This is a genomic window from Leptospira ilyithenensis (assembly GCF_004771005.1).
GTDB classification, from domain to species: Bacteria; Spirochaetota; Leptospiria; order Leptospirales; family Leptospiraceae; genus Leptospira_A; species Leptospira_A ilyithenensis.
Window position 1 is genome coordinate 1 of the sequence record NZ_RQHV01000037.1, and the last position, 14,358, is coordinate 14,358.

11 protein-coding genes and 1 pseudogene are annotated in these 14,358 nt (G+C 40.9%); 3 read left to right on the plus strand and 9 right to left on the minus strand.

What is annotated here, in order from left to right; genetic code table 11:
• Positions 1 to 387: 387 nt before the first annotated feature.
• Positions 388 to 1,140 (minus strand): indole-3-glycerol phosphate synthase TrpC, encoded by a 753-nt coding sequence (locus tag EHS11_RS05800; RefSeq protein WP_135763466.1) that lies wholly within the window; start codon positions 1,138 to 1,140, stop codon positions 388 to 390.
• 22 nt (positions 1,141 to 1,162) lie between these two features.
• Positions 1,163 to 1,495, minus strand: coding sequence for an STAS domain-containing protein (locus tag EHS11_RS05805; RefSeq protein WP_109018468.1), 333 nt, complete (start codon positions 1,493 to 1,495; stop codon positions 1,163 to 1,165).
• Between the two features lie 61 nt (positions 1,496 to 1,556).
• On the opposite strand from EHS11_RS05805, the gene murD reads away from it, so the two are divergent.
• A complete protein-coding gene (murD, locus tag EHS11_RS05810; protein ID WP_135763467.1) occupies positions 1,557 to 2,945 on the plus strand; it encodes a UDP-N-acetylmuramoyl-L-alanine--D-glutamate ligase in 1,389 nt (462 codons plus the stop codon).
• A 111-nt stretch (positions 2,946 to 3,056) separates the two neighbouring features.
• The gene (locus EHS11_RS05815) at positions 3,057 to 3,419 is read left to right on the plus strand and encodes an STAS domain-containing protein (RefSeq protein WP_135763468.1); all 363 of its coding nucleotides are present in this window, start codon (positions 3,057 to 3,059) and stop codon (positions 3,417 to 3,419) included.
• Between the two features lie 90 nt (positions 3,420 to 3,509).
• Here the strand turns inward: EHS11_RS05815 and EHS11_RS05820 are convergent, their stop codons facing one another.
• The 7 genes and pseudogenes from EHS11_RS05820 to EHS11_RS05850 all read right to left on the minus strand — a co-directional run bounded on the left by EHS11_RS05820 (position 3,510) and on the right by EHS11_RS05850 (position 13,482).
• A complete protein-coding gene (locus EHS11_RS05820) occupies positions 3,510 to 4,244 on the minus strand; it encodes a hypothetical protein (protein WP_135763469.1) in 735 nt (244 codons plus the stop codon).
• Positions 4,241 to 6,232, minus strand: a complete 1,992-nt coding sequence (locus EHS11_RS05825) for an HD domain-containing phosphohydrolase (protein WP_135763470.1) — start codon at positions 6,230 to 6,232, stop codon at positions 4,241 to 4,243. Before EHS11_RS05825 ends, EHS11_RS05820 begins: the two co-directional genes overlap by 4 nt.
• A gap of 53 nt (positions 6,233 to 6,285) precedes the next feature.
• Positions 6,286 to 7,317: a hypothetical protein gene (locus EHS11_RS05830; protein WP_135763471.1), complete on the minus strand. Its 1,032-nt coding sequence runs from the start codon at positions 7,315 to 7,317 to the stop codon at positions 6,286 to 6,288.
• A gap of 1 nt (position 7,318) precedes the next feature.
• Complete coding sequence (locus EHS11_RS05835) at positions 7,319 to 9,673, minus strand: tetratricopeptide repeat protein (protein ID WP_135763472.1); 2,355 nt, start codon at positions 9,671 to 9,673, stop codon at positions 7,319 to 7,321.
• A gap of 100 nt (positions 9,674 to 9,773) precedes the next feature.
• Positions 9,774 to 11,168 carry a flagellar hook protein FlgE gene (gene flgE, locus EHS11_RS05840; protein ID WP_135763473.1) on the minus strand — a complete coding sequence of 465 codons (1,395 nt, stop codon included), beginning with the start codon at positions 11,166 to 11,168 and terminating at the stop codon, positions 9,774 to 9,776.
• A 67-nt stretch (positions 11,169 to 11,235) separates the two neighbouring features.
• Positions 11,236 to 11,787: pseudogene (locus EHS11_RS05845) on the minus strand (flagellar hook capping FlgD N-terminal domain-containing protein); the annotation flags it as partial.
• 15 nt (positions 11,788 to 11,802) lie between these two features.
• Positions 11,803 to 13,482, minus strand: coding sequence for a flagellar hook-length control protein FliK (locus tag EHS11_RS05850; RefSeq protein WP_135763475.1), 1,680 nt, complete (start codon positions 13,480 to 13,482; stop codon positions 11,803 to 11,805).
• A 691-nt stretch (positions 13,483 to 14,173) separates the two neighbouring features.
• Between EHS11_RS05850 and EHS11_RS05855 the strand changes: the two genes are divergently transcribed.
• Positions 14,174 to 14,358 (plus strand): hypothetical protein (locus tag EHS11_RS05855; protein WP_135763476.1); only part of this gene is annotated, 185 nt, incomplete at its 3' end.

Consider the following 14,358-nt stretch of genomic DNA (forward strand, 5'->3'; position numbering starts at 1 on the left):
TGGCTAGGGGACTTTACAAATTACAATCTGCGGCAATCATGTGGAAGTTACTTACTTATGGGTAACGGGATGGAACTGAACCCGCCGCCCAATGACTCCTCTCTACCACACCGCCTTCTCTTTGTAAAGCGATACGCCCATCTCAGGCAATTTTATTCGAATAAGTTCGCCTTTTTGACTTTGTAATTGTTTTCGGATGAGTTTTCGCGCCAGGATCGTAGCGGAAATCACAGACAATGATCAACTCTTAAAACACGGAAAACAATTCTCGCGGTGACGTAGACCAGGATGGCCGAAGTTTTTTCGTTTGATTGGAGCGGAGAGCCCGGTCGCCGCTTCGATCGCCTCGTAAGTTTTGAACGATTCCGAGGCGCCCAAGGCTGTTGTTTAAGTATTCGGTTTGGTTAATGTTTCGTAAGCGGAAGCGATATTGGGTTGTTTCATAAAATAAGTTCCTATGAGCACGGAATCCACGACTCCTTCGTATTGGATCAAATCCTGATAAGAATGTACACCCGATTCGGCAACCCGAACCAAATCTTTGGGAATCAAATCCGCCATTTCCTGAACCAAGCCTGAGTGTATTTGAAATGTATCCAAATCCCTGGTATTGATCCCGATCACATCCATCCCGAATGAGAGAGAAGTCTCGACTTCTGTTTGGTTGTGAGTTTCTACCAATACCCCGAGCCCTAGTTTTTTTGCGTAAAGGTAAAGTTCTTCGAGTCTGGATTTTTCCAAAATACGAACGATGAGTAAAATAGCAGAGGCACCGTTTGCGTATGCTTCTTCAATTTGAGATTCGTGAAGGATAAAATCCTTTCGGATGACGGGAATCTTTACCGCCCGACTGACATCGCGAAGGTGGGAAACGGACCCGAAAAAATAATTTTCATCGGTGAGAACGGAAATGGCACTTGCTCCGGAAATCTCATACTGTTTTGCGATTTCCACAGGAGAATAATCCGGCCGGATCACTCCGCCGCTAGGGCTACCTTTTTTGCACTCCGCAATGATCGTGAGTGAAGATTGTTTTAATGCTTTGGCAAAAGGATAGACCGGAACTTCCCTTTTGGGCAGGGAAGCAAGGTTGATGCGAAGAATTTCTTCGTGTTTGGTAGCTACAATTTTGTGTAATATAGGGTTCGTAAAAACCTATGCCTTAAAAAGAGCGGAGGGCTGCCTCTTCCGATTCATGAATATCAAACAAAGAAGTTAGCTCGATCACGTCGAAAATACGTTTTACTGCGGGTTTGATATTTGAGATTTTGAGAGCCCCTTCTTTGGAATTGAGCTTTCTCAATGTGGAAATACAAGCTCTGAATCCGGAAGAAGACATATACTCTACATCTTTCATATTCAGAAGCACTTTTCTATGACCACCGTTGTCTATCAAATCCATAAGGCCTTCCTCTACCTCATTCGCTACGGAAACGTCCAAGCGACCTTCCAAGTAAACAACTAGTTTTCCGTCTTTGATCTCGTGTTTAAGCACTATTTCACCCGACCCTGATATGATTTTACAAAATCACTCGTTTTTAACGGACTGTCAATCAATGTTTTCTATTAGTCTTCCTACTAAATCCTCATTACTTTCCAAGCACCGATTTCTGATCTTAGGAGGCGGGCTTTCGGGAGAATCTGCCGCAAGATTACTCTCTAAATATGGCAAAACGGTTATACTCGCGGACCAATCGGAAAAAGTATCTTCCGACTCTCCTTATGCCAAAATAGTATCTGATAAAAATATAGAAGATGCATTGGACCTTACCGAATGCATAATAAAAAGTCCCGGGATACCACCGACTCATCCGATTTTACTGGAAGCGGAAAAAAGAAATCTTATCATCCTCTCGGAAATTGCGCTGGGAAGAATTTTTTACCAGGGGCCTTTGGTCGGGATCACAGGCACCGACGGGAAATCCACTACAACTGCGCTCACTCATCATTTGATCCGGAGACATTTTCCCAATTCGCAAGTGGGTGGAAATTTAGGATTGCCGTTCACTTCTTTTTGCGAAGATAACCTGGATATGGTGGTCCTGGAATTGTCTAGTTATCAACTGGAAGATTCACCTAACTTACATTTATCGGTTTCCGCAATTACAAATCTTGCTCCCGACCATTTGGAAAGACATAAAACCATGGAAAGATACTTACTTGCCAAATGGAAAAGCAATGATTTGGAAAATCCGAATCATACATTTATCATCGGGAAAAAAGTCTGGGAAAAAATCCCCGATAAAAAACAAAACTACCCGGGAAAGATTCTGTTTTTCGGAGAAGAGAAAGGTTCCGATATTTTAATCGACTTTGATTCGAAAAAAATCACTACCAAAAATCATTCCTATGATACGAATGATTTTTCTTTACCGGGAAAACACAATCTATACAATCTAGCTCTCTCGATCGCTATCTCCGAAGCAGTAGGAGTTCCCGAAGAAAAAACGGGGAGCCATCTTGGAGATTTCGAAGGACTTCCCCACCGTTTTAAAAAATTAAATCTAAAAGAAAAATTGAATCCGTCTTTTCAAAACATTGAATTTATAAATGATTCCAAGTCCACAAACCTGCACAGTATGTTGTCCGGAATATCAGGATTCAGAAAGGAAGACTCTCTATTTCTTATTTTAGGGGGAGAACCAAAAGAAGAAAGCCTCATTCCTTTTTTTGAAAGGTGGAAAGAATTGCAAAATCCCGTTTGGATTTACGGAAAAGCAGGGAAAGTATGGAAGGAAGATTTTCTACGGAACAAAGGGGATCTTTCCTGTGAAATCGTTTCTACTGTAAAAGACGCCCTGGTCAATATAAAAACAAAAATGGAACCTAACAAAAAACAAACGATTCTATTCTCCCCTGCTTGTGCCAGCTTTGATTTGTATAAGAACTTTTCAGAAAGAGGAGAAGACTTTGAAAGACTGATTTCGGAGATCTTCGGATCGTAAAAAAGAATCGTACTTATACTCAAAGATTTTTTGGAGGGAAATTCTATTTTTTTACACTTGGTATTATCTTTTTTTTTAAAACTCCGTTCCCTTATCTGAAGGATAAAGGAAATGATTCAGGCAACAAACCAAGAAGGATTTTATAAGATCGAAAGAAAAAAACTGGATATAGAATCTATGGGACATTTCGAAAAAGAATGGAATTCCTTTGTTTCTCCTTTCGATCAGAATATCTTTTTAGATCTTTCCGAAGTGGAAGAAATTTCGTCCGCCATCCTCGGAATCCTACTTCACAAACGGATGAAGATGAGAAAACTCGGAGTGGAAATCCACCTTTTGAATGTAAATCCGAAGATACTTAGAATCTTAAAAATCATGAACTTAAGTTGTTATTTTTTATTCCAGCATACAAAGGCAAAGCAAGCCAACTTTTCTACGTTATATGGACAAGGAACTTTAGTCTTACCCGATTGAAGCGAAATTTAGGGTGAGAACATCAAAGTAATTTATAATCGCCATTTCCTTATGAACCTGCTGTGAAGCCGGGTTCGAAAAGAACTTATATCACTCTCTCAAATCTTCCAATTGGTATTTATGAGTAACATCAGTATAATGATAAATCTTTCCATCCGTATGGTAGAGAATCGCATTGTTTAGAATATTAAAAGAGCGGACTTGGTAATTAAAAATATCTTCTTCCGCAATATCCGCATACGACCCGGACAAGGTAAGGATTCTTTTATTTGTGATGATCGTTGCAAGAGTTCCGATGCTACCCATTCCGAGAATCGTTTCTCCTTCCAGACCTATTTTTGTAATGGAAGAATGTCCTATGGTAAATAAAAACAAACTCCTGTCCGACTTTGCAACAAATCCTTTGTTACCCAATCTAAATTGCATTTTTTCATCTGCAAAAAGATTTTCAGATATCCATTGTCTGGATTCGGTATCGATTGCATAAAGCCTTTTGGATGTAAGAACAATCGCGATTTGCCCATTGATCTCTTCATAAAGAAGAGTTTCTCCCATGATCTTTTGGATCACAACGGTTCCGTCCGAAAAAGTACCTCTCAATCTATCTCTTGCATGTACGATCGTAAGTGAATTGGTAATAGGAGGATAATCCGTGGTATCACTGATTGAGGATTTATAAACAAAGGGTTTGATGTCGAATTCAGAAGATAGAAGCTGATTCGGAATGGCCCCATTGTTGAGTCTGCCATGGACTGTAGTGAATTTTTGCGCGGAAAGGGAACCGACGAGAAAGAACAAAAACGACACAAAGAAAAACGGATTCATTGGCCCTCTAATCTTTTTTGCAAAACTTTATCGTACACTCTGTTTTCTATAAACACATCCAGAAGATCTCCGTCAATGTGTTGGTCTCTCACTTCCATCTTTAAAATATCAAAGGCTCTTTCCAAAGGAACAGCTTTCTTATAAGGACGGTCTTTGTCTGTGAGTGCGTCGAAAATATCGGCGATCGCCATCATCTTTGCCTGCACTGGTATCTCAACGGCGCTGAGTCCCCGAGGGTATCCTCCCCCGTTTAATTTTTCATGATGACCGTGTGCAATGGCAGGAACCATTTTCAATTCTCTGGTCCAAGGGATTTTGCTTAGGAACTGAAATGTATGTTCCACATGGGATTCGATTTCCCTTCTCTCTTCAAAATCAAGAGAACCTTTTCGAATGGAAAGAAAACTGAATTCCTTGGGTTGGAGAAGGGAAATATTTCCCCCTTCCGTAGTTTGGTATGTGAGTTTGGAAATTTCTTCTAAAAAATTGGAATTCCCTTCTTCCAAAATGGTGGGCTCGTTGGATTGGGAGATCACACGCACAATCTCTTCCATTTTTTGTTTTTCCATCTCATATTCCAACTGGATGGATTGTTCGAATTCCGAATAACCGGAGTTACCGTGTTTCTTCAGATAATCGATTTTCTTCTGAGCGAGTTTGGCTTCCACATCTTTGACGATAAAATGAAATCTCCAACGAATCAGATCCAATTCGTAGTCTTCCAGTTTTTTCGCCTTTACCAAAACTTTTTCACGAACACCTACTTTGCCGAAATCATGCAATAGAGATGCGTAACGGATTTCTTTGATTTGGGCCGGATTGAAAATAACATCTTTGAATTTGCCTACACCGATGAGATTTACGGATTCTGCAAGTCCTACTGTATACTGTGCCACCCGAAAAGAGTGACCTGAAGTCGTAGGGTCCCTGGATTCAATCGCGGATACGCTCGCTGTGACAAAGCCTTCGAATAATGTTTCGATTTCGTGTACAAGGTTATTGTTCTGAATGGCAACAGCCGCTTGGCCCGCAACAGCCATCACCAATTCTTCAGCATACTTGTCATATTCCAAAACATGATCGATTTTCATTTGTTCCAAGCTGAGTTTGGAATGGAAATTTTTCTTTCGGTTGATCAATTGGATGACTCCGACCACTTCGTCATGATGATCCTTCATAGGAACAACTAACATGGATTTGGAGTAATAATTGCTCATCTTATCGAAGTCATTATTGAAATGATATTCTTCTTTGCCGGAAAGCTCGTAAACATTCGGAATATTGAGTTGTTTTCCGGTAAAAGCAACATAACCTGCGATACTTTTTTTATTGATGGGAAGAATGAATTCGTCGGAAGTCAGATCAAGTGCGGATATTTTAAAACGAAGATTGCGGGGATTTCCTTTTTCATCTTTTTCCACAAGATACAAAGAACCGGAGTCCGAATTGGAAATTTCACGTGCAGAATTCAGAATGTCACGAAGTAGTTTCGTAAAATCCTTTTCATTGGCAAGACTGATCCCGATCCTTGTAAGTTTGGAAATTTCGTTCGTGGAAATATTGATTCTTTTTTGAAGTTCGAATTTATCCACAACCATCTGTAGGCTTGTGAATGCATTTACGATTGCTTTGATTAAAAAAATAACGGGAGCATCGTCCGGAACATTTGTAAAAAACAATTCCTCTTCAATGGACAAAGCCTGGAACCCGGTATAATCGATGGGGGCTCTGATAATAAAAGAGCACATCACCGAAGGGTGAAGTTTTAAAAATTCATGAATGGATGAATGGCTTTTTTCCAGCTCGTAATGGGAGAGATAAAAGAGCACCTTAGCAATGTTTTGCTGTGATTCTTCTTCTATTTTTACAAGCTCGGTGAGAGTGATTACTTTTGCCCGGATCTTTTTAAAGTGATCGGAAACTCTTCCCTCAAAATAGGGATCATCGGTGATGATATATTTATGTTCCCGTAAGTTTTCCCTATTCACATTTCAAATATCGTCGTAGCCTCGGAGGAATGTCTATTCTTTTAAAAAAAAATTCAATTCTTTGAATGTTTCCTGAAAAAGAAGAGAAGGGAAGCTGATAAGGAAGACAACAAAAACACTGTTAGGAAACCGATCGCTTGTACCCCTAACATGGTCAAGGGGGGATGAGGGAGGTCCATTCTTTGCCAAGTAAGAATGGGGGAAAAAACACCAGCAGTACCTGCCATAAGAAGACCGGTAAACAAACAGGCTGCTTTTTGCGACCATAACTTTGTTTCAAGCCACCAGTGAAACACTTGTAACAAAATCCCAAGTCCGAAACAAAGCGGCAAAAGTAATGCCAATGAAAGACCGTTGGATGTCGAACCGAATGTTACACCGGACAAAAATCCGGTGATGGGAGAAAACGAAACATTCTCTGGTTTTCTAATTTTAGATAATAGAAAAAAACCGAAGGAGGAAACTCCTCCCAATAGAAGGAGTTCCAACCCAAGGTTCAAGTACACTTCGTTTAGTATAAATTTAGACGAAACAAGACATCCCCAGGGTACAAAAATTAAGTAGGGAAAACCGACATCCGGTTGATTTGTCTGATTTTTTTTGTCGGGTTCCGGTTCGGAAAAAAAAGTTTCATGGAACCAAACCAAACTTCCAGAAGCCAGAAGGAAAGGGATAAATCCCCCTCTGTCTGCGAAGTGTAAATTTGTCATAATCCCGGTATGGAATATCCAGTAGAGAACGGGAAACAAAACGGTTCCTAAAATAAGAATATAGAAAACTTGAAACTTTGTTTTCAATTCGGGCAGAACCGAGTTGGCTCCAAGGAATGAAAATCCCAAAAACAAAATCAAGTGAGTTAAACTTAAAATAGGTTGTTCGGGATAAAAGAAAGGTATCGGACAAAGTCCGGAAATGGTGACTGCGTAAAAAAGAAAATAGGAACTCACCAAGTAAAATAAAGAAATGAATATATAATCGGACTGGAATTTTTTATCGTAAAAGCAGTTGAAAATGCCAATCAAAAACAAAATTGAAGAAGCGAACCCGATCATACTGAGTTCCGGTTGTAAGGGGTGAAGATTCATATCATTTATCATTTAACGTGTATTTAGCGAGAGTGTAAGGGGGCTCCCCGTTTCGATCCAGACTTTGGAAATTATGGTGAAATCCCCGGATGGACTGATATCCGATCAAGGTAAATTTGTTTTGTCCTTTCGGTTTCAACAAAATACTGCGATTGAAAAAATACAGAACTGGGTTGTCTTTCAACTCGCTCGCTATATCCTGAAAATGAGGCTGGATCTTGATATAAGTTTCGTAAATGTCGATGGAATTTGCGGCACGCATAATGACCGTTTTGTTTTTGATGCTGGGAATGTTCCGATTGCTTAAAATCCAATTTTTAGGTTCGTAATATTCCTTATTGAAACTTCCTACACCGTCTGCTGCGAGAATACGGATGTTCCGAAAGGAATACAACTGCTGTTTTTTATCCATAGGAACTTTTTTCAAAAACAAATCCACTTCCTTCGGCAATTCCCAAAGAACCACTTCCATCTTGGGAAAATGAAATGCTACGGATTGGGAAGTGATACCCGGTGCATCGGGATTGTTCAAAGCGGGACCGATGTCCAGGAATACCACATTCTCCCCTTTGTCATAGGAAAGATGTTTCGGAAAAATATCTTCTTTCAGAGAAGCAAGTGCCGGCGTTCCGAAATAATCTTTTTCCAATAAATCTCTCAAAAATTCATTTGTATCTTCCAACCTATTATCATAGGTTCTGGCACGGATCTCTTCTTCCTGACCTGAGAAAATATAACGCCCGGTATATGATCGGATAACAGACTCTTCCAAATTTGTAAAAAGATTCAAGTCGGGAGAATCCAAAATTCCCGGATAGATATAATCCGGAACCAGCGGATTGTTGTTTAATGTTTGGATTTGGCTATAAGGAGTGAGTCTCGTGTAATTTCTATAGAGATTGTCCGATTCGGACGCAGCACCTTTTTGCAAATAAATCAATGCAAGTCCGAATAAGGATTCGCGATAAAAGATCTTGTCTTCGCTGGGAAGTAGTAACCGGGAAGCAACGATCTCTTCCCATAAAAGCTTGGAATCATTCAGCTTGTTCTGTTTATACAGAATGGCAGCTTGCAATTGTAATACGAGAAAATTCAATTCGTGATTTGTAAGTTGTTTTTCAAATAATATACCGCGGGATTTTTGCAGAAAATCGAAGGCAGAAGGAAATGCCTTCAGATCGTATTCCAATTTGGCAAAATCAAAATAAAATAGCGCCGATTCAAAATCATTCTTTTTGGAAAAATATGATTCCAATTGGTAAAACCCGCCGAGTGCGACTTCCTTTTGTCCCAGGCTCGCAAGTAACAAAGAATGATACCAAAGATTGCGAAGCGCATCTTGGTCTTCTGCAAGACCCAGACTGGAATACATTTCTTTTGCGGAGGTAAGATAATAAACCGCATCTTCTTTTTTACCTTGGCGGATCAGTAATTGCCCCAAGAGAGAAAGATTATTTGCGTATTCGAAATGAAAAATCTGATCCGTAGCTTCCCGTTTTTTGCGTGCTAGTTGGAGATAGTCCCAAGATTTTTCCCAATCGGGAGAATGGAAAAGCCCGGTTGCAATCGAATACGCAAATTGGGATGCATAGATGGAATGGGTCGGATTTTTATTGTCTTCCCATTTTTTCCAAAGTTCTTTGTGACCCGAAATTCCTTTGATTGCAAAATTCCGTTTCATCTGTTCGTAAAAAACAAAGGAAGCCTTCGGAGAAGTAAGCGAAAGATTTTTAGCAATTGTTAGTTTGTCTTCATTCGATTTGGATTCGGAAAAAAGGGAAATATAGGCAGAAAATTCATTGGAAGAAAGAGCCTCTGAATCGAAATCCTCTGCGACAAGCTTGGGAGGATTCAATAAGATCCGATTGAGACGGATGGTTTCGGAAATCAAATGATGATAAGAACGGGTGACTCGGCCCGGCAAAGTCCCTATTTCCGGCCAGGAAACCGTGAAAGAATCTCCGCTATAAAACTTTTTGGTTTTAGGAAAATAAAGCTTGGGCTGGAATTCCAAAAAATCTTTGCTCAGAGAAAAATCACCCAATAGAATGATATGTAGATTGTCTTTTTGGGTTTGCCGCAAAGTCTCCGTTTCTCCGTAAAAAACGGAGCCCGACATCTCGGCAAACTGAAGGTACACAATATTCCGAACCGCTTTGGCAATCGAACCTTCATCTTTATAATTCCCCAATTTCCAATCCCCAAGTGCAATATGAGGAAGTAAAGCGGGTGCATTATAATTTTTCGGCAAAGATTCTTTTTGAATCGTGTCCCGAATAGAATAATATAACGGAGGATAGGCGATGGCCGCCAGGAGGATTAAAGTGAGTAGGAAGTTTTTTTGAAAATGGGACAAGGACTTGCAGTTCTAAAAATAATGATTTGACCCAGTATTCTTAGAATTTTGCATATTTCAAGGAAAAAATGGGGCTTATGCCCCATAGTTCAGTTTATGATTATCGTTTGAGACCTAGAACTTCCTGGATCATCTGATCGGATGTCACGATGGTTCTTGAGTTCGCCTGGAATCCCCTTTGAGTCACGATCATATCCGTAAACTGATCGGAAAGATCTACGTTGGACATTTCCAAAAGACCTGCGTTGATCTTTCCCCGACCTTGTGATCCTGCCTCTCCGATATTCGCTTCTCCCGAGTTCATGGAATAGCTGTACATTGTGTCCCCTTCTTTGTTGAGACCGGCAGAGTTTGTGAAAACCGCCATGGCAATTCTTGCAAGAGGTTGTCTCACTCCGTTCGAAAATACTCCGGTTACGGTTCCAGTGTTATCAATGGAAAAAGATTCCATATAACCCATTGTATAACCGTCTTGTTTCACCGCTTTCGTAGTGAAGTCGGAAGAGAATTGAGTGATTCCTCCCACAAGGCCCGCTTCCCCGAGGTTCAGACTGAAAGTCTGTTGCGTAGGGTTTCCGGGAATTCGGAAAGCGACTTTTGCTTGGAGTTTTCCTGTGGTTTGGGAATCCACTCCGTCGGAAACTGCGATGATTTTTCCGTCAGGTGTAAAAGATACTTCCAATTCGTTATTTTCGGAAACGGAAGTATTTTCTCCGCCCGTTCCGGATACGTCTACGGAAAGTTGAGTGGCTTCGTTCAGATTCATTCTCATCTTCCAAACATTGTCACGGACTTTGTAGAACTCTACTCCCAACTGACGAGTGTTACCTAGCTCGTCGTATACGTTGATGGAAGTCACATGACCTCTTCTTTGACGAGGATCCGGGTCGTTGATAAAACGTTTGATGTCGTCTTCAGTAGCATCCGGCGGAACCGCAGGAACGTTGGCATTCAAGTTGGATTGAAAATCCACATTCTGAGTCGCACGTGCCGGTTCTTTGGAATAAAGTGGGATGATGATGTCTTCGACGGAACCCGCAGAGTTGATATATTTATTGCCGCTGTCATCAAGTCTGGAATTCCAACCTTGAACTTTCAAACCGTTGGCAGGATTCACATAATAGCCGTTCTTGTCCACGTTGAACGCACCGGCTCTTGTATAAAATTGTTTGTCACCGTCTTTCACTACGAAAAATCCGTCGCCTGAAACAGCGATGTCCGTGTTCTTTCCCGTAGTTTGTAAAGCACCTTGAGTCATGATCTTATCAATTGCAGCGATAAGAGATCCAAGTCCCACTTGTTTCGGGTTTGTTCCACCTATGTTTTCTTTCGGTTCCGACGCACCTTGCAACTCTTGGGAAATCATATCCTGAAAGGTAACTCTTTCCGTCTTGAATCCGTGAGTGTTAACGTTTGATATGTTGTTACCGATAACATCCATTCTTACTTGGTGGTTTTTGAGTCCGGATACTCCGGAGTAAAGTGATCTCATCATAGCTAGTTACCTTATTTTCCTTATCGTCTACTTTCGATTAATCCTGATATGCTTCTTGTTTTTTTAACGTATTATTGGGAAGCGCCTGAGGTGCTTGCGGTTGCATCATCGTCTCAGCCTTTAATACTTCCGGGTCGGAAATCAAATTGAGTTTTGCGACATCAATCATTCTTCCGTTCACCCGAACATAGGTTTTACCTTCGTTATCGAATAGAATTGCTCCGGCGATTCCGGTTACATCTTCTCCCGATACCAGGTCGGGCCCCGAGACCATCTTGCCTACGACCGAATAACTTTGCTTAGATTCCATTCTTTGAATTCCGGAAGAGATATTTTTCATCTGCTCCAAAGAAGAAAATTGCGCCATCTGTGCGATGAAGTCCTTATCCTGAACCGGATTCGTCGGATCCTGGTGGGACAATTGAGTGAGAAGTAATTTCAAAAAATCATCTTTACCCAGCTCTTTTTGTTTTTCACGGATCTCGATACCTTTCAGTCCGCTCTTTTCTTCCTTCTCCATCTGATCCAGATGTTTGCGGATATTAAAAGTTTTCTCAGTGTCGAGGTATCTGCTTCGAACCGCATTCTGGCTGGATAGATCTTGTATTCCTTCTGGCATATACTATTCCTTTGTTTAAACGAAAATTTCGAGCCCGTCCTGGGCGGGTTTGAGTCGTGATGAAATCTCGGCTTCATCATCTAACGCTTGTTTTTTTGCATTGGAAGAATAGGACTGTACCGATTCCGGATCAAATTGTTTCCAACGGTCCTGACTGTTTCCGGATAGAGACGAACCGCTGTTATCCCAAATGTCCACGAGCAGATTTTCCAATTCCAAACCGGATTCGCGTAAACTCTCTGTCAATTTTGCGATTTCATTCGTGATAAGAGATTTCATCTCTTCTGACTCAACGAGGATTCTCCCTTCTACCTTTTCACCGTCTACGGTTACTTTCAAAGTAAGTCTTCCGAACTCTTTCGGGTTCATTATGATTTCAGCTGTGGACTTACCGTTTTGAACAATGTCAAACCGGGCTTGTTTTACCAATTCATCCAAGTTTTTTTGAATGTTTTGTTTGTTCGGCGTGGTCAGTTTTTCCGCACGTGCGGATTCGTCCGTTTTTGCAGAACTGCGAAGTTCGTTTTGAAATGAAAATCCTTCTTGTCTCAAAGATCCTTTTTTCTCTCCGCCGGCGGAACCTTCCTCTTTGGAATTGAATTGAGCGGAAGGTATTTGGATCTCGAGTGTTTCTTTCGGTTTCACTTTGTCAACGACCGACTGATTTCTGTTATCCGATTTATTAAATTCGCGATCTTTCACACCCAAAGAACGGATCATTTTTTCCGGAACCGCAGTAGATTCGGAAACTAAGTTCGATTTGTCTTTGGAAGGATCTTCTTTTGCAGACAACTTTTTAGAGGCTGAATTCTCTTTCGTTTTTTCAGGATTACGATCGGATAGGAAAATATTTTGTTTGAAATTGTCCTGCTTTACGGATTCTATTTCCGATTTGAAAACCTTTTCTCCGTTTGCTGGTGCACTGGATACCGTGGACGTTTTTGTTACGGATTCTTTTTTGATTTCTTTTGGTTTCGCCTCTTCTTTGCGAAACGATCCGATGATCAGTTTTTCGTTTTTAGAAACGGTTTTCAAATCCCAGCCTTCGGATTTTCCGTTCAGATCTTCCAGTCCCGATTCTTTTTTCAGATTCGGTTCCAATTTGTCTTTGGATTTGGTTTCTTTTGTCTCTTTGCGAAAAAAAGTTTCCGCAAGTTTTTTAGCATCTTCCAAAAAGCTACCGGCTTCCTTCGCATTACCCGCGTACGGTGGATTTTTGTCGTTTGATTTCAATAAAGCGAGTTTTTGCGGTGATTGTGCGGAATCTTTTAGGCCGTCTTCTTTGTTCTTTACGGATCTTTCGGAAGCAGAAGGAAAAAAAATCAGATTGGAAAGAAGCTCAGCAGAAAGGGCAAGATCCTCATCTTCGTCCGTTTCCTCCTCTTCCGAAGAGTCTTTGATTTCTTTTTCCGATTTAGGAATCTCCGTCTTGGAGGTTTCTTCTATCTTTTCTTTTTTATCCGAAGAGCCGGGCTCGGAAGGAATTTTAGTATCATCGTATGCGAGAATGGAAGATTTATTTGCAGAGTCGTTTGCAAGAGGAGCTGGAGAATTGGCCGGATCCGGGAAAAGAAAGTCCGAAAATTTTTCATTTGCCTTATTTGTATTCGTTGCCACAGGAACATCTAACACTGGTAATTTGAAATCCGGTGCGACCAGTGATAATTGTCTTTTGGGTTCTTGAGAAATATTCATAAGAAACTTCCTTACAAACTAAGAATCGAACTTCTGGAAAATTCCTTGAGACAATTATCTTCACTCTTGTAAAGAATATGTCTCCAGGAGAAAAAACGAGAGTGGGAAAGGAAATTTGGTATCCCCACCCCTCCTTAAGCGTGAATGAGAAGGGAGAGTTGAAATGATTCGATTATATGAGACATAAAGAGGAGTCCTAAACAAGCCAGATGTTGTCAGTAAGGGCGAATGGTGTGTTGAATGAGTGAGATTGGATCAAAGTTTTTTAGTAACTTTGAAATTTTATCGTAGCCGGACTTTATTTTTTTACCAGTTCTTCTGTGGAAGGCTTTTGTGATTCGTTTTTATCAATGAATTCAAAAAAGCTATCAGCATCTTTTTGCTTTGTTCGAAGGTAGTGTTTCCTTATAAGATGGGATTTTGGTATCCCCGCCAAACGTGAGATGTTCCTCGCTCTTTTTCGCGGAACATCCTGTTCCGACGAAAAAGCTTCGGCCGTCCGTGGCCTCCGCCGCCGCGAGAAACATCTCACTTGCTTGCGAAATCCCGAATTTCAAAATCCATCCCCCCCAAAAAGGGAAATTTTTTTCTAAAAAACGAGAAAATTCCAATAAAAAATGATCGCCGCAATTCCATAATTTTTTGACTTCTCGCTTTAATACGGCTTAGCTGACCAAATCGTAGGTCCCCCATGCAAACAGAAAACCCATCTGAACGAAGGTTCACAGGATTCACAAAAACACAAGGCGCGCTCGCGCTTTTTTCCTTTGTATTCTCACTGTTTTTTGCAGGTGCGGTCTTCTCCCAGGCAACGATCCCTCAGTTGCAGATGGATCCTTACAATTCGAATGTGATGAACCAGGTTTACGCTCAGTC